Consider the following 19,378-nt stretch of genomic DNA (forward strand, 5'->3'; position numbering starts at 1 on the left):
AGTTGTCCGAATGTAGGATCAACTGCGTAACCCGGTTATTCTCGCAATCCCGCAACGAACCGTTTAGATAGAAGAACCCTCCATGCCAGTTTACAGCATGACCGGCTACGCAAGCGCCCAACAAAGCGCTGCGCAAGCCCCCGCAGGCCAGGAGGCCAAGGGCGCGCCGGCGAGCCGTCTGGGACTGGAGATACGCTCCGTCAACAGCCGCTTCCTGGACCTCACCTTCCGCCTTTCCGAAGAATTGCGCCAGCACGAGCCGATGTTGCGCGAAATGATCGTCGGCAAGCTCAAACGAGGCAAGGTGGAAGTTCGCGCCGCCCTCGAGTCGGCGTCGGGCGACAGCCTGCGCGATCCCACGGCCCGCATGCTGCAGCGGCTCAACGCCCTGCAAGACAACGTGCGCGCCTGGCTGCCCGATGCCAAGGCGCTGAGCGTCGCCGACGTGGTACGCATGTGCGCCGGCGAGGGCAACGCGGACGTCGACTGGGCCGAGGCGCTGACGAAGCTCGCCGGCAAGACCGTCGATGAACTGATGTCCGCGCGCGAGCGCGAGGGCGCCCGGCTGGCCACGATGCTCCTGGGCCACCTGAAGCAGCTGCGCGAACTGGCCAAGCAGGCGCAGCCCCTGGTGCCGCAGCTGGTGGAGCAGCAACGCGCCCGGTTTCTCGAGCGCTGGAAGGAAGCCATGGCGCTCACCGACGGCGCCACGCTCCCCGAAGCCGCGCAGGACCGGGCCCTGACCGAGGCGACCTCCTTTGCCATCCGCATCGACGTGGCCGAGGAGCTGACGCGCCTGGGAAGCCACATCGACGAGATCGAGCGGCTGGTCAAGAAAGGCGGCGAAATCGGCAAGCGGCTGGATTTCCTGATCCAGGAGCTGCATCGTGAGGCCAACACCATGGGCTCCAAGTCGGCGGCCCTGGAACTCACCAAGGTTTCGGTGGACATGAAGGTGCTGATCGAGCAGATGCGCGAGCAGGTGCAGAACATAGAATAACAAGAACAAGCGATGGACTACCCAGGCAATCTTTTCGTCGTTGCGGCCCCCAGCGGTGCGGGCAAGTCCAGCCTGGTCAAGGCCTTGCTGGAACTGGACTCGCTGGTCCACCCCTCGGTCTCGCACACGACGCGCCCGCCCCGGGGCCAGGAAAAGCACGGCCGCGAGTACTTCTTCGTTTCGCCCCAGGAGTTCGACGCCATGGTGCTGGCCGATTCCTTCGTGGAATGGGCGTTCGTGCACGGCCAGCGCTACGGCACCTCCAAGAAGGCCATCGAGGAGCGGATCGCCCAGGGCGCGGACGTCATCCTGGAAATCGACTTCCAGGGGGCCCTGCAGATCAAGCGCATATTTACCAACGCCGTGCTGATCTTCATCCTGCCGCCCAGCTGGGAAGAACTGCGCTCCCGCCTGGAGCGGCGCGGGGAAGATTCCCCGGAGGTCATCGAAATTCGCCTGAAGAATGCCGCGGAAGAGATGACGCAGGCACGGGAATTCGATTTCGTTATAATCAATGAGTTATTTGAACGGGCGCTTTTCGACTTGAAGGCGATCGTTCATGCCCAGCGGCTCAAGTTTTCGGCTCAGCGCCGTGCCCGAGCCGACACTTTCCAAGCCCTCAACATCACCTGACTCCCTTACTGGAGATTCCATGGCCCGCATCACCGTTGAAGACTGCCTGCAGCAAATCCCCAACCGTTTCCAGCTCGTCCTGGCAGCCACCTACCGCGCTCGCATGCTGAGCCAGGGTCACGCCCCCAAGATCGAGAGCAAGAACAAGCCCGGCGTCACGGCCTTGCGCGAGATCGCCCAGGGCAAGATCGGCCTGGAAATGCTCAAGAAAGTCCCCGGCTGAGCTCCAGACCGCCTTTCCTCGCTAAAGAGCACCGCCTTGCGGTGCTTTTTTCTTGGGGAAAGCTCTTCCAGCAGGGGCGCGCTACATTTGAGGTATGAGCGCAGTCCTGCAATCCTCCGGCAAAGGCAAGCGCCCCGCGGCGCCGGTCCTGCCGAGTCCCGCTGCCGCCAACGCGGCCGCAGCCAGCTTTGCCGCGCTCACGGCCCGCCTGGATTACCTGGATCAGGCCGAGATCGAGCAGGTCCGCAAGGCCTACCGCTTTGCCGATGAAGCCCATCTGGGCCAGATCCGCGCCAGCGGCGAGCCCTACATCACGCATCCGATCGCAGTGGCGGCGCAGTGCGCCGAATGGAAACTCGACGCCCAGGCGTTGATGGCGGCGCTGCTGCACGACGCCATCGAGGACTGCGGCGTCACCAAGCCCCAGCTGATCGAGCGCTTCGGCGCGCCCGTCGCCGAGCTGGTCGATGGGCTGACCAAACTCGACAAGCTGCAGTTCAACACCCGCGAAGAGAACCAGGCCGAGTCGTTCCGCAAGATGCTGCTGGCGATGGCGCGCGACGTGCGCGTCATCCTGATCAAGCTGGCCGACCGCACGCACAACATGCGCACGCTGGACGACGTGCCGCGCGAGAAGTGGGCACGCATCTCCTCCGAAACGCTGGAAATCTACGCGCCCATCGCGCACCGGCTGGGTTTGAACCTGACCTACCGCGAGCTGCAGGAGCTGGCCTTCCGCCATCTGCGGCCGTGGCGCTACGCCGTGCTGAGCAAGGCCGTCACCAAGGCGCGCAACCGCCGGCGCGACCTGATCCAGAAAGTGCACCGCGAGGTCGAGTCCTCATTCGCGGAAGCCGGAATCCAGGTACGGATCTCGGGGCGCGAGAAGACGCTCTACTCCGTCTACCGCAAGATGGATGAGAAGCACCTGAGCTTTGCCCAGGTCACCGACATCTACGGCTTTCGCGTCATCGTTCCCTCCGTGCTCGAGTGCTACACGGCGCTGGGCCTCTTGCACCAGATGTACAAGCCGGTGCCGGGCAAGTTCAAGGACCACATCGCCATCCCCAAGGTCAACGGCTACCAGTCGCTGCACACCACGCTGGTCGGCCCCTCGGGGGTGAACGTCGAATTCCAGATGCGCACCGAGGCCATGCACCTGGTCGCAGAATCCGGCGTCGCGGCGCATTGGCTCTACAAGGCCAGCGATCTGGATGGCGACAACGCCGACCGCCTGGGCACGAAGTGGCTGCAGTCCCTGCTGGACATCCAGCACGAAACCCGCGACGCGGCGGAATTCTGGGACCACGTCAAGATCGACCTGTTCCCCGACGCCGTCTACGTGTTCACGCCCAAGAGCCAGATCATGGCCCTGCCGCGCGGCGCGACGGTGGTGGACTTCGCCTATGCGATCCACAGCAACATCGGCGACCGCACGGTGGCCGCCAAGATCAACGGCGTGCAGGTTCCGCTGCGCACCGAGCTGAAGAACGGCGACGTGGTCGAGGTGGTCACCGCGCCCGTATCGACACCCAACCCGGCGTGGCTGGGTTTCGTGCGCACGGGCCGCGCGCGCTCCAAGATCCGGCACCACCTGAAGTCGCTGGCGCAAGTCGAGTCGCAGGAATTGGGCGAGAAGCTGCTGACGCAGGCCCTGCGCGCGGAAGGGCTGGAGAAGCTCCCCGCGGACGACGAGGAACATCACTCCATCTGGGAAAAGCTGCTGCGTTTCACCGGCAGCCGCAGCCGCGACGAATTGCTCACCGACATCGGCCTGGGCAAGCGCATCGCCAGCATCGTCGCCAAGAGATTGACCACCATGCTCGCGGCCGAACGCGGCGAGAAGCCGGACGCGCTGCTGATCACCCGCGAGCGCTACACCGCGCACGAGAACGTCTCGCAAGGCGAAGTCACGCTGGACGGCAGCGAAAACGCATCGGTGCAGTTCGCCACCTGCTGCCGGCCGGTGCCGGGCGACGAGATCGTCGGCTACCTGGGGCGAGGCGAGGGCCTGGTGGTGCACACCGAGGACTGCGCCGTCGCCCGTCGGCTGCAGCACAAGGACAGCGAGCGCTTCATCAGCGTGGAGTGGGCGGACGAGCCGGTGCGGCCGTTCGAGACCAGCCTGCTCGTCACCGTCATCAACGGCAAGGGCGTGCTGGCACGTGTTGCCGCGGCGCTAGCCAGCGCCGAGGCGGACATCACCCACGTGGACATGGGCGACGAGAAAGCACAGGACGCCACCGACCTGCGCTTCATCGTGGCGGTGCGCGACAAGGCCCACCTCGATGGCGCGATGCGTGTCCTGAAGCGCACGCCTTCGGTGCTGCGCGTTCAGCGCGTCAGGCCCGGCGGCGCCGGGTAGCGCACTTCCAGCACTTCGATTTCCTGCGCGCCCAGCGGCGTGACCAGCTTGACCACGTCGCCCTCGCGCGCCTTGAGCAGCGCCCGCGCGATCGGCGACACCCAGCTCACCTGGCCCTGGGCGGTGTCGGCCTCGTCGATGCCCATGATCGTGATGGTGCGCTCCTGCCCCGACTCTTCGGCGTACGTCACGGTCGCGCCGAAGAACGCCTGGTCGTGTCCGTGGTGCACGGCGGGATCGGTGATCTCGGCCAGCTCAAGCCGCTTGGTGAGGAAGCGAATGCGCCGGTCTATTTCACGCAGGCGCTTCTTGCCGTAAATGTAGTCACCATTCTCGGACCGGTCTCCGTTGCTCGCGGCCCAGTGCACGACTTCGACGATCTTGGGCCGCTCCTCGTCGATCAACTGCAGCAGCTCGCTGCGCAAGCGCGCGTAGCCTTGCGGCGTGATGTAGTTCTTGGCGCCGGCCGGTATCTCGGGCAACAGCCCATCCTGCTCGTCACCGTCCGCGTCGGTTTCCTTGGTGAAGGCCTTGCTCATGGTGCCAAGCATAACGAAGGGGCTGTAACACTGCAGTGGCCTATTCCTACATTCGCATACGCATGGTCCTACGGCCGCCGTCGCGCAATTCGTGCAACATCTTTTCCACCTCAGGAGAAACGATGAGCCCCTCATTTGCAGCGCCCCCCGCAGTGATCAACCCGACAGCGGAAGAAGCCTATTGGCGGGAGGCCTTCAAGGACGAGCCCTACTACAAGCCCGACCTGAGTTATGACGACTACAGCCCGGCCTATCGCGTGGGCTACACCGGGCCTCTGCGGCGCGAAGGCAGCTTCGAGTCGCTGGAGGACGCACTCCACAAGGATTGGGATCGTGTGAAGGGCCGCTCGCGCCTGAGCTGGAATGAAGCACGTCTGGCCACCCAGGCGGCCTGGGAACGGGTCTCGCCGTGGCACTGACCGCTGAGAAGAGCACCGTGGAAACTCGCACCTCGGACGCCGTGCCGGCGGGACGGCGATCACGCGCCGGGGCTGAAGCTGCCCGCTACGGCGTCTTGCGGCGGCTGGGGGCCGCGCTCAAGCACGACATGGTCGTGAACCTGCAGGCCATCGCCATGATGGCCGAAGTGCTGAATGCCAAGCTCGAGCGCGGTACGCCCGCGCCTGCCGAGCTGCAGACCAGCATCACCAAGCTCAACCGCCTGGCACGCGAAGCGGTGGCCAACTGCCTGAAGGTTGCCAGCTGGATCGAACCCGGCGAAGACGAAGGCGTGCGCCTGGCCGACGGCGTGGATGAGTGCCTGGCCCTGCTGGCCAGCAACTTCAATTTCCGCGGCTTCGTGGTCACCAAGGAAGTGCCCGACAGTGCGTTCCAGGTGTCGCGCGTGGTCCTTCGCAATCTGCTCATCGCCTCGCTGATCACATTGACCGACGCCGCCGCCGGCCCCTGCGAGGTGCACGTCAAGGCCGAGGTGGTCGCCGGTTTTGCAGAGATATCGGTGCGCATCAGCCCGCGCCAGGATGAATTCGAGGGCCTGCCTTACGAGGCCAGCTACCGCCAGCTGGAATGGTCGGATGTGCAGGCGCTGGCGCTGGCCGAGTCGGTCGAGCTGGTCCGCAGCCATGACCAGATCGTGATACGCATGCCGCGTGCGATCGCTACCGCCCCGCTGCAGATCGCCCCTATCTAGTTGCGTCAGTTCTCCAGCTCGTCCATGAAGGCCTCGAGTTCATCGATGGGCAGGGGCTTGCAGAACAGGTAACCCTGGTATTCGTAGCAGCCCTGCTGCGCCAGGAACGCGCGCTGTGCCTGCGTTTCCACACCTTCCGCAATCACACCCAGGCCCAGGCTCTGCGCCAGGCCGATGATGGTGCGGGCGATGGCGGCGTCGTTGGCATCGGTCAGGATGTCTTTCACGAATTCGCGGTCGATCTTCAGCTGATCGAGGGGCAGGCGTTTGAGATAGGACAGCGACGAGTAGCCCATGCCGAAGTCGTCGAGCGACAGCGTCACGCCCATCTCCTTCAGGCTACCCATCTTGGCGACGGTCACTTCGATGCCATCGGCCAGCAGGCTCTCGGTGAGTTCGAGCTTGAGCTTGTGCGGCGCGATGCCGGAGTTGGCAATGGCCGTCATCACCTCGTCCACGAAATCCGCATCGCGGAACTGGCGCACGCTCACGTTCACGGCAATGCTGAGATGGCTGCGCTCCGGGAATTTGGCCCACTCGGCGAGCTGGGCGCAGGCCTGCTCCAGCACCCAGCGCCCGATCGGCACGATCAGCGAGGTTTCCTCGGCGGTCGGGATGAAATGCGCCGGCGGCACCATATCGCGCTGCGGGTGGCGCCAGCGCAGCAGCGCCTCGACACCGGTCATGCAGCCGTCGGCGCCCACCTGGGGCTGATAGTCGATGAGGAACTGGCCCTCGCGCCAGGCTTGCCGAAGATCGGTGGCCAGCGCGGCGTTGGCCGTCACCACCGCCTGCATCTCGGGATCGAAGAAACAGAAAGTGTTGCGGCCGGCGTTCTTGGCCTGGTACATGGCCAGGTCGGCCTGCTTGAGCAGTTCACTCACCGACCAGGGCGCGCGTCCGAACAAGGTGACGCCGATGCTGCAGGTGCTGTGGTGCAGGTGGCCCGAGAGGATGTACGGCTCTCCCAGCTTGGCCAGGATGCGCTCGCTCACGGCGCGCGCGCCGGCCGCGGGTTCCAGCGGCTTGTGGCCGGTGTTCTCCAGCAGGATCACGAACTCGTCGCCGCCCAGGCGCGCCACGGTGTCGCCGCGGGCGACACACGAACGCAGGCGCTCGGCCACCTGCTGCAGCAGCTGGTCGCCCTTCTGGTGGCCCAGCGTGTCGTTGAGCACCTTGAAATTGTCCAGATCGATGAACATCAGCGCGCCCTCGCGCGGCCGGTCATGGTCGGACAGCGCTTCCTGCAACCGGTCCAGCAGGAGCTGGCGATTCGGCAGCCTCGTCAAAGGATCGTAGAAGGCAAGGTACTGGATCTTTTCCTCGGCCGTCTTGCGCTCGGTGATGTCACGGCCCACGGCGACCCAATGGGTGAGCTTGCGCGCCTCGTTCCAGACCGGCGAAACCTCCAGGTCGACCCAGAAGGCTTCGCCGCTCTTCTTGTAATTGATCAGGTCCACCCGGGCCGGCTGCCACTGCTCCATCGCGGCGCGAATCCGGTCGAGCTCGCGCCGCTGCGTGGCCGGTCCCTGCAGCAGCCGGGGCGTGCGCCCCAGTACCTCTTCGGGGCTGTAACCGGTGCGCCGCTCGAAAGCCTCGTTCACGAAGACGATGCGCGGCCCGGGCGCGTTGAACGGCCCGGCCTCGGTGATGATGACGATGTCGTTGAGCCGCGCGATGCTGCTTTCCAGAAGCCTCAGCTGCTCCTCGGATTTATGCCGCGCCGTCACGTCGCGCAGGTGCACAGCCAAGCCTGCGCCGAAGGGGTAACCACGCACTTCTATACGGCTGGACAGGCGGGCGTCCAGCGCCTCGGCCTCCAGCAACTGGTCGTTCTCGAAGCTGCGCCTGCACTGCTCCTCCATGCGCAGGCGAACGGTTTTCTGGAACGAATTCCAGATAGGGCGGCCCAGCAGTTCACGCGCCGGCCTGCCCAGCAGCAGCTCCGCCTTCTCATTGATATAGGTGAACCGTCCCTCGCGATCGATGGTGGCAAAAGCCTCGCCGCTGCCCATCGCCCCACCCATGCTCACGGCGTGGCGCAGCAGCGTGCCGGGGCGGTGGCCGTGCGGCGCGATCTCCTGCACGGCGCCCTCCACCCGCGCAATGTCGCCGGCCTCGTTGCGCACGGCATGGCCAATGGAGCGAACCCAGGCACGCCGGCCCTTGAGCGTGACGATCTGCATCTCCTCGTCGAAGGGCTCACCTGCGGTCGCGCAGGCTTCAACCAGGCCCAGCACCTTGTCGCGCCACTCGGGTGCGTAGAAACCAAACGCGTCCTCACGCGGCGGCCTGTAGCCCGCCGGCGCGTCGTGGATGGCCGCCAGCTGATCGGACCACTCGAGCTTGTCCTGCTCCAGGTCGAGCGTCCACACACCCACGAACGCCGTGCGCTCAACAAGCTTGAGCAGCGTCTGGAGCTGTTCCAGCCGGTCCGATTCCATCGTGGCGGTCATCATTGGTTGGTCTGCGTCCATTCGTATCTTAGGTGCGCCAAGGTTGCTTGTGTATCAAGGTAGGCATCGTCCTACCGCGGCTCGCGTGCTAGTCCGGGGATGCAACAAGCATCATCCTCGCATGATGGCGGACCATCATTGAATCTTGTCGAAAGTTCCTGTGCATCTGCAAGCCTTTGTCATAGAAGACAACGCGACGATTCGGGAGAATCTCATCGGGACTCTGGAAGAGCTCACATGCGTGCACGTCGCGGGCGTCAGCTCGACCGAGAAAGACGCGTTGTCGTGGCTCGAACAGAACATCGAGAAATGGGATTTGGTGATTGTCGATCTGTTTCTCAAGCAAGGCAGCGGCATCCATCTCGCACAATGCATCAAGCGGCGCCGGGCTAGCCAGAAGATCGTGGTGTTCAGCAATTACATCAACGCCAGCGTGCGCAAACGTTGCGCACAGCTGGGTGTCGACGCCGTCTTCGACAAGTCCACGGAGATCGATGCGCTGGTGGATTATTGCGCGCACCAGTGCTTCCGCATTGCGCAGGCCCAAGCGGCCTGACCGCTCAGCCGCCCGATTTGCCATTGCCAGCCTTGCTGGCCTTGCGCTGGTACATGCGGAAGGCGTAGGCCAGCAGCGCCGCCCCGGCAGCGATCAACAGCAAAGCCGGCAACCACAGATGCCCGCGCGCCTTGGGCGCCGGTATGGTTTCGCGAACCATGTCCTGCCCCGACGGATCCGTCGTGTTGATTTCCGCGCGCAGCCCGCTCATGCCTATCACCGCCACGTTGCCTGCCGACAGCTGCAAGGGCATCCCCATGGGCGGCGCCTCGCGGCTCAGCGTGCGGTAGATGGCGCCGGTGTCGCGGCCCACCTGCGTGACCTCCAGCAGGCCCGCGCGGCCCAGCCCATTGACGTCCAACAGCGGCCGGTCGTTTCCATCCGCCAGATACAGGCGGCCGCCTTCCAGCTTGACCTCGCTCTTGTCCGCATCCTTGAGCTCCACGTCGATGGCCAGGAAGGGGCCTTTGAGCTTCGGCGGCCCCACGTCTGCCACCGCGACGAAGCGGGCCCGTGAAGGCGATACGCCGGTGCTCGCCGCCAGGCTGATCACGCGCGGCAAGCTGTTCTGCGAGTCATACAGATACGCGATCGGCACCAGCAGGTTGACGCCATCGGAGTAACGGGAAATCAGGCCGCTGAAATCGGGACCCGGCTCCCGCTTGTCCAACAGCATATGGCTGGTGGCCAGCACGGAGACCGGATACGACTCGGGTGTTTCGCGGCAGCGGTCGCTCGCCTGTTGCCGCACGAAGGAAACGCGGATGTTGTTGCGGGTGCTCAGGACATGGCGCGGGATGGGTGCCACGATGCGTTCGCGCCGGCCGTGCGCTTCCATCTCGCGCGCTCCCAGCAGCACGTCGTTCAGGAATACCGAGACGACGGGTGGTGTGCGCGCCGCGCCGGGCGCAGCAGCGACGTCGATCACGAGCGAGGCGGGGCCGCGGCCTTCGCCCGTGACGGCCGTGATGTCGAAGCCGGCATTCCAGTCGGCGCGCGAAAGCACGTCCAGCGTGGCGGGCTTGGCGCCCAGGTACTTGAGCGACACCGCCGTGAAATCGACCTTGGGATCGTCCGCCGCGTTCAACGTCAGCGACGGCGTCCCGGTGGCCTGATGCCACGACTGCGTGAAAAGCCCCGCCGCCTGCGCGCCTGCGTCGGGCGCGACCACGATAGCCGCGCGCCCGAACACGTTGCCCAGCCTGACCTGGCCCGTGGCCAGTTGCCTGCCCCAGCCGTCCAGGGCCTTGCCCCGCCATTCCGCAAATGCATCGAGCGATTCGGGCGGAAGCTGGGCGCGCAGTTCGTCCAGCGCCTGCGCGAGCACGCTGCCGGTGGCGCGATCGGCCACGACGATATCGGGCTGCAATAGCCCGCCCTGCCCCAATGCCATCAGCGCGCCGACCTCCGCCAGGTCCTTGAGGCGGCGCTTGCCGCCTTCCGCCAGGGCGGCGAATGCCGGCACCTTGCGCAGCCCCGTGGGCACCACCACCGCGTGCAAGTCCACCGTGTCGCCCACGGCTGGCAGGGCGACGATGCGCGGCCGCTTGCCGGCGCGCTCCAGCGCCACACCCAGGCGCCAGGCCGAGTCGTACGCGTCGGTCGAGAGCTTGCTTCCGGCGATCAGGATCATCGGCGACGGCGGCAGCGAGCCCCAGGCCGCCGGCAGATCGGCTACGGCCGAGCTGTCATACCGATAGGTAAAGCGTGTGGTCGGCTCGATCCGCAACAAGTTGCCGGGCGTGCGGGTGTCGGAGCAGGTGTTCTCGCGGCCGATGGCGGTGCGCCAGTCCAGGTTGAACCGCACGAGCCCGCTAGACCGCGGCGCGCCGTCGACGGCCAGCGTCAGGCTGCCGTCGCCGCGCTCGGCGGCCACGGGCCGCGCCGACACCGGGAAACCGTCGATCGACAGGATCAAGGTGGTACGGCCTCCATCGGCTCGCACGAAGCTGGCGTCCATCTGCAGCGTGCCGTTGGCGAAGGGCACGCCGGGCGGCACGGGCAGCACGATCTCGCGCGTGGCTTCGGGATAGCCCAGCACCAGGGGGTTGGTGATGCCGATGTCCGCCAGGGTGACCACGCGCGAAACCCAGGTATCGCTGCTCATGCGACGGAACACTTCGGCAGGTGAGGCAGCCGAAGCTGCGGCGGCGGGGGGCATGGCGCCTGCGGATTGGGCGAAGGCCATGCCCGGCAGTAAAGCAGTGACCAGTAGGACCGAGCGAAGTAGCTTCAATTGAATCCCCTTGCTGCTGAGGCACTGCGTGGAGCTTGGCGCCCCTGGCTCAGCTTGTGTGTATCAAACCCGTTGTTGAATTTAGATTTTGTAACCGGGTTGACCCGACAGCAAAGTCGCCGTCAGCGCGTAGGAGGGTGCCTACGAAAACGTCGGGATGTAAGAGAAAAGGCCAGCTAAACTCGCCCTCTCCACCGAGAACCGAACCCACCACCATGGCCGCGCTCAACATCAATGGCCGCCGTCAACCCGGCCACCTGTTGCCACGGCACCTTCCCCGATGGCAGCAACTGGTGACGCCCGGTTGGCTGGCCGCCCTGATTGCCGGGCAGCCTGTCATTGCCGCCCCGCCGGGCCAGTGGCGCCTGTTCGAAGTCGGGTGCGATGGCGCGGAGCTTTTTAAGCAAAGCCATATCCCCGGCGCCGGCTATCTGGATACCCAACAGTTGGAGAGCGGTCCGCTGTGGAACAAGGTTCCGGACCAGGCGCTGTTGCAGGTGCTCCTGGACAACGGCATCCGTCACGACACCACGGTGCTGCTGTATGGCCGCAATATGCTGTCGGCGGCACGGGCCGCGCATCTGCTGTTGTATGCCGGGGTGGAAGACGTGCGCCTGCTCGACGGCGGTTTTCAGGCCTGGCAGGCCGCTGCTTGTCCCGTCTTGCCGGGAACGCCGCATCCACCTGCGACGGCGAGCGAATTTGGCGCCCACTTTCCCGCCCATCCGGAATACCTGATGGACATGCATCAGGTGCGTGAACTCATGCTTCGGAAAGATGGCGTTCTGGTCAGCATCCGCACCTGGAATGAATTCATCGGCAAGACCTCCGGCTACAGCTACATCGCAGCAAAAGGCGATATCCCGGGAGCACGCTGGGGGCGCGCCGGCCTCGACGGCGATGTCAACAGCATGGACGATTTCCATCACCCGGACGGCACCATGAAGCCGCCCGCCGAGATCCAGGAGTTCTGGGGAAACGCGGGCATCCACTCAGGGCAGCGGACGACGTTCTACTGCGGCACGGGGTGGCGCGCCTCCCTCGCCTTCTTCTATGCGTGGTTGATGAACTGGGAGCAGATCAGCGTGTATGACGGCGGCTGGTGCGAATGGAGCAGCGATCCGGAGAATGAAAAAAGGACTTACGTCACTTCGACGTAAGGCAGCGCGCGGCCTCAGCTAAGGCGCGCGTGTGATGCCGATGTCGTCGAAAGCCAGGTGGTGCATGAACTCGCGAAGGATAAGAACGTAGGAAACGAATGGCCCGTCCGTTGGGACGCCGCTCGACGAGGACGGTCGGCCCAGCGAAACCGCCGCCAGCTCGCCGAATATGTGCTCGACCTGTTGCAGCGTCAGCACACCCGTGTCCTGTCCAGCGGGCTGCGCAAGCGCGAGCAGCCTTGATGCGATCGCGTCCGAGCTGACCAGTTTCGTCGACGGCGGCAGCACCTTGGCCAGCGGCATCACGGCCTCTTCGACGAAAGCGATCGCGGATTCCAGTTCCAGCTCCGACGGCGGCTCACGCCGGAAGGGTCCACGGCCAAGTTGCATCAGTCCAATGCCGAGTTGCAAGTCGACTGCGGACGAAAACCCAGCGTCGACGCAGACCCGCGTTTGCAGATCACCAATCGAAATACGCGTGATCTCGGTCATATCAGTACCCTAGTTCTGCGTTAGCGCTGGCCGCTCCTTGACACCAGCGCGGCGTCCAGCGATGCACGGCCCGCGCCGCTGACGACCAGCGACACAGCCACCGCCAACAGCGCCAGTCCGAACTCGTAGCCATTGTTGGCGACGAACAGGCCCTTGTCGATGTGAACGGCGAAGATCGCCACCAGCATGGCAAAGGCCAGTGCGGCGGCGGCCGGGCGCACCAGCAGGCCCAACACCAATGCCACGCCGCCGAAGAATTCGGCACTGCCAGCGAGCAGGGCCATCAGGTAGCCGGGTGCGAGACCGATGGATCCCATCCACTGGCCCGTGCCTTCGAGACCGTAGCCGCCGAACCAGCCGAACAACTTCTGGGCCCCGTGTGCCGCAAAGATCAGGCCCACCGGAATGCGAAGGGCCAGCGGCCCCCAGCTGGAGCCGGGTGCCAGCAGGCGTGGAATGAAAGAACGTGTCATTTGAGTCTCCTTGATTCGATGTGGGATGGATGTTGCGGAGGCTTTTCCGCCGCCACAACTGCACTTTAAATGTCCCGAATCAAGAGATAAACCACCTGCTTTGAGATTAATTGTCTTCCTAATAGAAACAATTGAAGTCAAGGGCTCGTGCCAGTCTTCCTTTTCCTCGATGAAGTGACCCTCTGCTTGCGATGTGCCCTCGCCGCGTACTTGAGGCCGGCAATCGCAGGCGCGAGGACTTGCATGTCTGCATGCTGGGCATAGACGGCATACGCCGGGTAAGGGAACTCGGGCGCCCCAGGGATTTTGAAGAGGCGCCCGGCGGCCAGGTGTGTGCCAACCACCTGCTTCCTGAAGTAGCCGGCGCCGCCCGCCGCAAGCAGATAGTCACGCGCCAGAGGGCCAAGGTTTGCAAAGACGCCTCCAGCCGACAACTCCGGGAACGCGATGGCGTGCTGTTCCGCAAACTCCGGCCCCCAGTCAACGTAGATGTATTCCGCCGGCGTCGGAACCTGAAGTGTTCTATCAGTAGTCACGAGGATGAGCTTCTCCTCGATCAACAGATCGATCATCAATCCAGGTCTTCGCTGGGGGGCATAGACAAGAAGGCGTCACCGCGGTCAACGATCGCCGAATCCTGACTGCCGAACTTCCCGTGATGATGTGATTGGGCGCCAAGACACCTGATCTCATCCGTCCAAGCGCCTATACCAAAGTCGTAGCCCGCTCATCTCCCCGGCTACCCCCGCCATCCATCCGTGCAGGCGGAAGGTACGCATGTGCAATGGCCGCTCCGCCCCCTTGCGCGTAGTCTCACTTGGAACGATGGAGATCACAGATGCCGACAAAACCGCTCGTCGCGATCGTGGACGATGACGAATCCATTCGCGTGACCACGAAGGACCTGCTCGAGTCTGCAGGATTGAATGCCGCGGCGTTCGCGTCTGCGGAAGACTTTCTGAGCTCGGGACTGCTGCCAAGCGTCTCATGCGCAATTGCCGACATGCGCATGCCCGGTATGAGCGGGCTGGCGCTGCATGAGCACCTCCTCGCATCGGGCAATCCCATTTCCACCATCCTCATCACGGCCTACCCCGACGAGCTCGTCCGTGCCCGCGCTCTCCAGGCGGGCGTGGTTGCCTACCTCACGAAGCCGTTTACCGACGACGAACTGCTCGGCTGCATCAGCTCCGCCGTGCGGCCGGGCCAAAGGAGCGTTTGAATGCCTGTTTTCTTGCATGAAGCCTATCTGCGGCAGGAATTCTCGCGAATGGGAACGGCGGCTTTGCACGGTGAACGGCTGGACGGAGCCAGTCGACTCGAAGCGCTCCTGGCAAGGGAACTGCGTCACCCCGAAGAGCTGCGGACCGCACGCGCAAATATTGCAGCTTCGGCAGCCATCCTGCCGATCGCACCGGAGATGGCGTGGGCGGTTCCGCAACTTCTCAAGCGGATTCAGCTTGTCTCGCCGGGCATCCTGTCGACAAGCGGAGTACTGCGGTCCCTGATCCGGATGCCGGAGTTGGATGAGCAGTTCGCGAAAGCGTTCGCAGACTCCGGCTTTCTGTCGTGCGACCAGGCCATCGAGCGAGTGCGCTGGAAATACGACGTCAGCGAGATGCTGGCGCTGCATCATGGTGGATCGGCCTGGCAAGTGCTTGAGCATTGCCGCGTCCTCCTGATGCAGCACCGCACGAAGCAGCCTCTCGATTGGGAAGGCGTGTTGATCGAGCTTCAGACACTGCTTTCATGGTTTCCGGAACTTCGCACGATCCAGCTGCTGGAGCAGCTCTACGCAAGACTGCGCGCGCTTCACACGAAGAGCGTACTCGCCGCTCAGTGCTGGCTGGATTGGCGTACCCAAGGAGCCCACCATGCATGAAGACGACCGGAACCGAAGAGATCTGCGTATCCTGGTGGTCGACGACAACCACGACGCCGCCTTCAGTTTGTCGGCCCTGCTCCAGCTCAAGGGACACCAGACCAGCACGGCCCATAACGGCCTGGATGCCGTCCGGGCGGCAACCCGGGTGCGTTACGACGCAGTGGTGCTCGACCTGGGCATGCCCATCATGGACGGCTTCCAGGCGGCTGCCGTCCTCGGCCGGCTCAGGCCTGCGCCCCTGCTGATCGCCTACTCGGCCTGGGACGATGCCGAGACGCGGCGGCGCACAGCCGACCTGGGCTTCTCTGCGCACCTGAGGAAGCCGGTCCAGCTCGATGTCCTGGAGGCGGCACTGGGGCTGGCCCGTGAGGCCGATTCAGGTCGGCGGCGGAGTCACGGTGGCGAGCCGTAGGACGTCGCCCATCCGCACGAGTTCGGGCAGGGACTTCGCTCGCATCTTGCGCATGATCTGTCCACGGTGGACCTTGACGGTCACCTCGCTCACGCCGAGATCGCCGGCGATCTGCTTGTTCATCCGCCCGAGGATCACGAGCGCCATGATCTCGCGCTCGCGCGGCGTGAGCGCGGCGAAGCGTTGCCGCAGGTCATCCAGGACGGCGCCCTCCCGGCGTTGCGCACGGTTGCGCTCGATGCCGATGTTGATCGCATCGAGCAGCTCCTGGTCGCGAAAAGGCTTGGTGAGGAACTCGACGGCCCCGGCCTTGATCGCGCGCACCGACATGGGGATGTCGCCGTGACCGGTGATGAAGATCACGGGAATAAGGACGCCCGCTTGTACAAGCTCCTGCTGGAAGTTGAGGCCGCTCGACCCCGGCAATCTGACGTCGAGTACGAGACAGGCGGGGGCGTCAGGACGGGCCGCCTCGAAAAATTCCCGAGATGATGCGAACCCGCGAGCCTCCAGCCCGACGGAGGCAATGAGATCCTGCACGGCTTCGCGCATCGACGGATCGTCGTCGACAACGAAAACGATGGGACGCTCCTCGGCCATTTACAAAACCGGCTGCAGGGCCGGCAGCGAAAACCGGAAGACGGCGCCGCACGGCACGTTGGGCGTCACCCACAGCCGCCCGCCGTGGGCCTCGATGATCGAGCGGCTGATCGACAATCCCATCCCGATACCCTCCTCCTTGGTGGTGTAGAAGGCCTCGAAGAGCCGATCCACGTGGCCGGGATCGACGCCAGGCCCCGAGTCTCGCACTTCCACAGTCACCGTGTTCGCGCCCTCCCGGGCGGAACCAATCGCGAGCTCACGCGTCCGAGCGCCGCTGCCTTTCATCGCTTCGATGGCATTGACGAGGAGGTTCAGGACCACCTGCTGGAGCTGAACCCGATCGCCCTCGATGAGCGGCACGTCGGGCGCGAGCGACGTGTTCAGCGTGATGGCATTTCGGCGCACTTCATCGCGCGTCAATGCGATCACTTCGAGAATCGCTTCGTTGACGTCCACGAAATCCCTGCGCGGCGCCTGGCGATTGACGAGTGCGCGGATACGGTCGACGACCTGGCTCGCCCGCCTGACGTCCGTGACGATGCGCTGGAGCGCGGATCGCGCCTTCTCCATCTCGGGCGGTTGGGCCGCCATCCAGCGCGTGCAGGCGGCAGCGCTCGCGCTGATGGCGCCAAGCGGCTGGTTCACCTCGTGCGCGATGGAGGCGGCGAGCACCCCGAGCGTCGTCACGCGGTTGACGCGCGCGAGCGCCGCCTCCGCGTCGCGCAACGCCTCGGAGGCGAGCTTGTGATCGGTGAGGTCGCGCGTGATGGCGAGTGCGGCCTCCACCCGCTCGGAGCCCAATCGCAGGGGCGCGTAGATCACCGAGTAATAGTACCGGCCGCTCGCGTTCACGAACCATTCGGCGAACGACACCTGCTCACCCGCGAAACAGCGATCCATCCTGGGCTTGAGAATCTTCTCGTAGACCTCGCCGCCATGGAGATCGCTCACATGCAGGCCCGCGATTCGATCGGCCGGCATCTTCCAGTTGCGTTCATAGACCGGGTTGAGGCGTTGATAGCGGTAATCCCGGCCGATGACCGCCATGGCGTCCGGCGCACTCTCGAAGATGTGCCGGGTCAGCTGCTCGCTCGCGCTCAGCTCCTCTTGAGCATGCCGCAGCTCCGTGATGTCCTGGAGCGTACCGAAAGCGCGCAGCTTCTCCCGCGGCACGCCGCGCGTCGCCTCGCCCCGGCTATGCACGATTCGCACCTCGCCGTTCGGCCGAACGGCCCGGAATTCCAGGTCGAATCGCCCGTTGCCCTTGCCGGCAGCCACGATGGTCTCGACCAGCCTTGCCCGGTCCTCCGGGTGCGCGAGTTCCAGGGCCCGACCCCGGGATGAAGAGAGTTCTTGCTGCGCGATGCCGTAGATGCGACAAGCTTCCTCCGAGAGCGTCAGGCACTGGTTGCCCAGATCGTATTCCATGTAGCCCATGTGCCCGATGCGCTGAGCCTCTTCAAGCTTGCGTTCGCTTTCGCGCAAGCTGCGAAAAATGAGCAGGCTGGTGAGCGCGTCGTCCAGACGGCGGCCGATCTCCTCGAACAGACGTTTTTCCTGCTCGCTCCACACCCGCGCATGTGAGCACTGGTGCAGGCCGAAGAGGTAGACGCGGTCGACCTTGGGTCGTACGGCCACGGCCATCTGAGAGCGAGTGGCGAAGCGCTCGGCGATCGGGCCGGGCACCTGCAGCTCGTGGCCCGGACCGAACAACACGGCGCCATCGGCCGCGCGAGCCGTGCGGAACACCTCCGCGACATCCGGGGTGAGCGGCACGTCGGCTCCCAGGGCGAACGCGCCGGGGAACTGCGGACGCGTATGTTCCATCACCGCGCGCCAGAACGGCGCATCGGGGTCGCACGGGTAGACAAGCCAGGCGCGGTCGCAAGCGAAAACCTCCAGCACAGCGTCAAGCACGTCGCTCATCATTCGTTCAATGTCATTGGTGCCGTGCATGGCGCGGTTGATCCGGTCCATGCTTTCCAGGAACCAGAGGTGGCCGGCGCGCTCTTCCTCCGCCACCTTGCGGTCGTGGATGTCGGTGTGCACGCCGTACCACTTCAGGACCTTTCCCCCGTCGCCCCGCAGCGGCACGGCGCGGCCGAGGAACCAGCGGTACTCGCCGTCGAAGCGACGCAGCCGCACCTCTTGCTCGAAAGGCTCGCCGGTGGCGATGCTGTGATTGCGTGCTGCCTTGTAGCGCGAAGCGTCCTCGGGATGAACCGCGGCCTTCGAATTGGCGGCATCAGGGCCGAGTCCGGTGTATTCGTGCCAGCGCCGGTTCCCCATCGCGTTTTGGCCGCTGGCATCGGTCACGAACGCCATGGCCGGCATGGTCTCGATGATGTCGCGCAGTTCCTTCTCGCGCTGACGCAGCGTCTCTTCCGCGCGCTTGCGTTCGGTGATGCTCCGGCCAACGCCCCGATAGCCGACGAAGGTGCCCATGTCGTCGAACACGGGCAAGCCGGAAACCGAAACATAGCGCTTGCCGCCGTCGGGAGTCGGGCGCGCGAGCTCGAAATCACGGAACGGCAGGTGGGCGTCGAGTGTCTCGCGGTGCCTGCGCCAAGCCTCTTCGTCGGGCTCCAGATACGGCACCTCCCATCGCGTCTTGCCGAGCTCGGCGCCCGGGGCGGGCCAGTCCGCCGTCACGGTCCGGTCGAATTCCTGCCGCACGAAGCGATGCTGAGCATCGGTTTCCCAATACACGTCGAACGAGAACTGCACAAGGGTGCGAAAACGCTCCTCGCTCTCGCGCAGCGCCTTCTCGGCGCGCTTGCGCTCGGTGATGCGGTCACTCGTCTGCAGCACCGCGACGGGCTCGCCGTGCTCGTCACGCTGCAGGACCCAGCGGCTCGCCACGACGACCGGCGTCCCATCCTTTCGGATGTGCTGCAGTTCGCCCTCCCAGCGGCCGGTGCCCAGCAACGCCTCATTGATCCGCTCGATGGGGGCCGGGAAGACCGTCTGCAGGAGATGGTGGGTCGTCTGGCCGACTGCTTCGGCCGCCGTCCATCCGTACAACGCTTCGGCGCCCCGGTTCCAGTAGGCCACCACGCCGTCCATCCCGCGCACGAAGATGCCGTCGTGCGCGAGCTCGAGCAAGGCCGTCGCGTACGGCAGCGCTTCCAGCTTGTCTCTTGTAGCCACGCCTGGCCTCCAACCGCTCTGCGGAAAGCCGGCCCCATTTTGCTC

Annotated in this window: 19 protein-coding genes; 11 read left to right on the forward strand and 8 right to left on the reverse strand. The window is 64.9% G+C overall.

The window, feature by feature from the left end:
• Positions 1–82: 82 nt before the first annotated feature.
• From HNE04_RS04205 to HNE04_RS04220, 4 genes are all read left to right on the forward strand, one after another.
• A complete protein-coding gene (locus HNE04_RS04205) occupies positions 83–1,000 on the forward strand; it encodes a YicC/YloC family endoribonuclease (RefSeq protein WP_172217056.1) in 918 nt (305 codons plus the stop codon).
• Between the two features lie 12 nt (positions 1,001–1,012).
• Positions 1,013–1,633, forward strand: coding sequence for a guanylate kinase (gene gmk / locus HNE04_RS04210; protein WP_172217058.1), 621 nt, complete (start codon positions 1,013–1,015; stop codon positions 1,631–1,633).
• Positions 1,634–1,652: 19 nt separating this feature from the next.
• Positions 1,653–1,856, forward strand: a complete 204-nt coding sequence (gene rpoZ / locus HNE04_RS04215; protein WP_172217060.1) for a DNA-directed RNA polymerase subunit omega — start codon at positions 1,653–1,655, stop codon at positions 1,854–1,856.
• A 94-nt stretch (positions 1,857–1,950) separates the two neighbouring features.
• Positions 1,951–4,221, forward strand: coding sequence for a RelA/SpoT family protein (locus tag HNE04_RS04220; RefSeq protein WP_172217062.1), 2,271 nt, complete (start codon positions 1,951–1,953; stop codon positions 4,219–4,221).
• On the opposite strand, the gene greB is transcribed toward HNE04_RS04220, so the two are convergent.
• On the reverse strand, positions 4,191–4,760 hold the full coding sequence (gene greB / locus HNE04_RS04225) for a transcription elongation factor GreB (RefSeq protein ID WP_172217064.1): 570 nt from the start codon (positions 4,758–4,760) through the stop codon (positions 4,191–4,193). The two genes, HNE04_RS04220 and greB, sit on opposite strands and share 31 nt — an antisense overlap.
• Before the next feature lie 122 nt (positions 4,761–4,882).
• Here greB and HNE04_RS04230 point away from each other — a divergent pair, with 122 nt between their 5' ends.
• Together HNE04_RS04230 and HNE04_RS04235 are read left to right on the forward strand one after the other, a co-directional pair.
• A complete protein-coding gene (locus HNE04_RS04230; RefSeq protein ID WP_172217066.1) occupies positions 4,883–5,179 on the forward strand; it encodes a hypothetical protein in 297 nt (98 codons plus the stop codon).
• 17 nt (positions 5,180–5,196) lie between these two features.
• Positions 5,197–5,910, forward strand: a complete 714-nt coding sequence (locus HNE04_RS04235; protein WP_172217068.1) for a hypothetical protein — start codon at positions 5,197–5,199, stop codon at positions 5,908–5,910.
• A 5-nt stretch (positions 5,911–5,915) separates the two neighbouring features.
• Here HNE04_RS04235 and HNE04_RS04240 read toward each other — a convergent pair whose 3' ends face one another.
• On the reverse strand, positions 5,916–8,387 hold the full coding sequence (locus HNE04_RS04240) for a sensor domain-containing protein (protein ID WP_235964773.1): 2,472 nt from the start codon (positions 8,385–8,387) through the stop codon (positions 5,916–5,918).
• Positions 8,388–8,526: 139 nt separating this feature from the next.
• Here HNE04_RS04240 and HNE04_RS04245 point away from each other — a divergent pair, with 139 nt between their 5' ends.
• Positions 8,527–8,922, forward strand: coding sequence for a response regulator (locus HNE04_RS04245; RefSeq protein ID WP_172217070.1), 396 nt, complete (start codon positions 8,527–8,529; stop codon positions 8,920–8,922).
• 4 nt (positions 8,923–8,926) lie between these two features.
• On the opposite strand, the gene HNE04_RS04250 is transcribed toward HNE04_RS04245, so the two are convergent.
• Entirely contained in the window at positions 8,927–11,158 is a 2,232-nt protein-coding gene (locus HNE04_RS04250; RefSeq protein WP_172217072.1) for a cellulose biosynthesis cyclic di-GMP-binding regulatory protein BcsB, read from the reverse strand.
• Positions 11,159–11,373: 215 nt separating this feature from the next.
• Between HNE04_RS04250 and HNE04_RS04255 the strand changes: the two genes are divergently transcribed.
• On the forward strand, positions 11,374–12,318 hold the full coding sequence (locus tag HNE04_RS04255) for a sulfurtransferase (RefSeq protein WP_172217074.1): 945 nt from the start codon (positions 11,374–11,376) through the stop codon (positions 12,316–12,318).
• Positions 12,319–12,336: 18 nt separating this feature from the next.
• On the opposite strand, the gene HNE04_RS04260 is transcribed toward HNE04_RS04255, so the two are convergent.
• The 3 genes from HNE04_RS04260 to HNE04_RS04270 all read right to left on the reverse strand — a co-directional run bounded on the left by HNE04_RS04260 (position 12,337) and on the right by HNE04_RS04270 (position 13,855).
• Positions 12,337–12,810, reverse strand: coding sequence for a hypothetical protein (locus HNE04_RS04260; protein WP_172217076.1), 474 nt, complete (start codon positions 12,808–12,810; stop codon positions 12,337–12,339).
• Between the two features lie 20 nt (positions 12,811–12,830).
• On the reverse strand, positions 12,831–13,283 hold the full coding sequence (locus tag HNE04_RS04265) for a DoxX family protein (protein ID WP_172217078.1): 453 nt from the start codon (positions 13,281–13,283) through the stop codon (positions 12,831–12,833).
• Between the two features lie 137 nt (positions 13,284–13,420).
• Positions 13,421–13,855 (reverse strand): hypothetical protein, encoded by a 435-nt coding sequence (locus HNE04_RS04270; protein ID WP_172217080.1) that lies wholly within the window; start codon positions 13,853–13,855, stop codon positions 13,421–13,423.
• A gap of 266 nt (positions 13,856–14,121) precedes the next feature.
• Between HNE04_RS04270 and HNE04_RS04275 the strand changes: the two genes are divergently transcribed.
• The 3 genes from HNE04_RS04275 to HNE04_RS04285 are packed head-to-tail and all read left to right on the forward strand — an operon-like array spanning position 14,122 to position 15,580.
• A complete protein-coding gene (locus tag HNE04_RS04275) occupies positions 14,122–14,505 on the forward strand; it encodes a response regulator transcription factor (protein ID WP_172217082.1) in 384 nt (127 codons plus the stop codon).
• Positions 14,506–15,165, forward strand: coding sequence for a hypothetical protein (locus HNE04_RS04280; protein WP_172217084.1), 660 nt, complete (start codon positions 14,506–14,508; stop codon positions 15,163–15,165).
• Positions 15,158–15,580 carry a response regulator gene (locus tag HNE04_RS04285; RefSeq protein WP_172217086.1) on the forward strand — a complete coding sequence of 141 codons (423 nt, stop codon included), beginning with the start codon at positions 15,158–15,160 and terminating at the stop codon, positions 15,578–15,580. The genes HNE04_RS04280 and HNE04_RS04285 overlap by 8 nt, the downstream gene beginning before the upstream one ends.
• On the opposite strand, the gene HNE04_RS04290 is transcribed toward HNE04_RS04285, so the two are convergent.
• Together HNE04_RS04290 and HNE04_RS04295 are read right to left on the reverse strand one after the other, a co-directional pair.
• Positions 15,545–16,180 (reverse strand): response regulator transcription factor, encoded by a 636-nt coding sequence (locus HNE04_RS04290; protein WP_172217088.1) that lies wholly within the window; start codon positions 16,178–16,180, stop codon positions 15,545–15,547. The two genes, HNE04_RS04285 and HNE04_RS04290, sit on opposite strands and share 36 nt — an antisense overlap.
• Complete coding sequence (locus HNE04_RS04295) at positions 16,181–19,288, reverse strand: PAS domain S-box protein (RefSeq protein WP_172217090.1); 3,108 nt, start codon at positions 19,286–19,288, stop codon at positions 16,181–16,183. It lies immediately after the preceding gene.
• Between the last annotated feature and the right edge of the window lie 90 nt (positions 19,289–19,378).

Origin of the sequence: Caenimonas soli, from assembly GCF_013155545.1 — a bacterium.
GTDB lineage: Bacteria > Pseudomonadota > Gammaproteobacteria > Burkholderiales > Burkholderiaceae_C > Ramlibacter > Ramlibacter soli.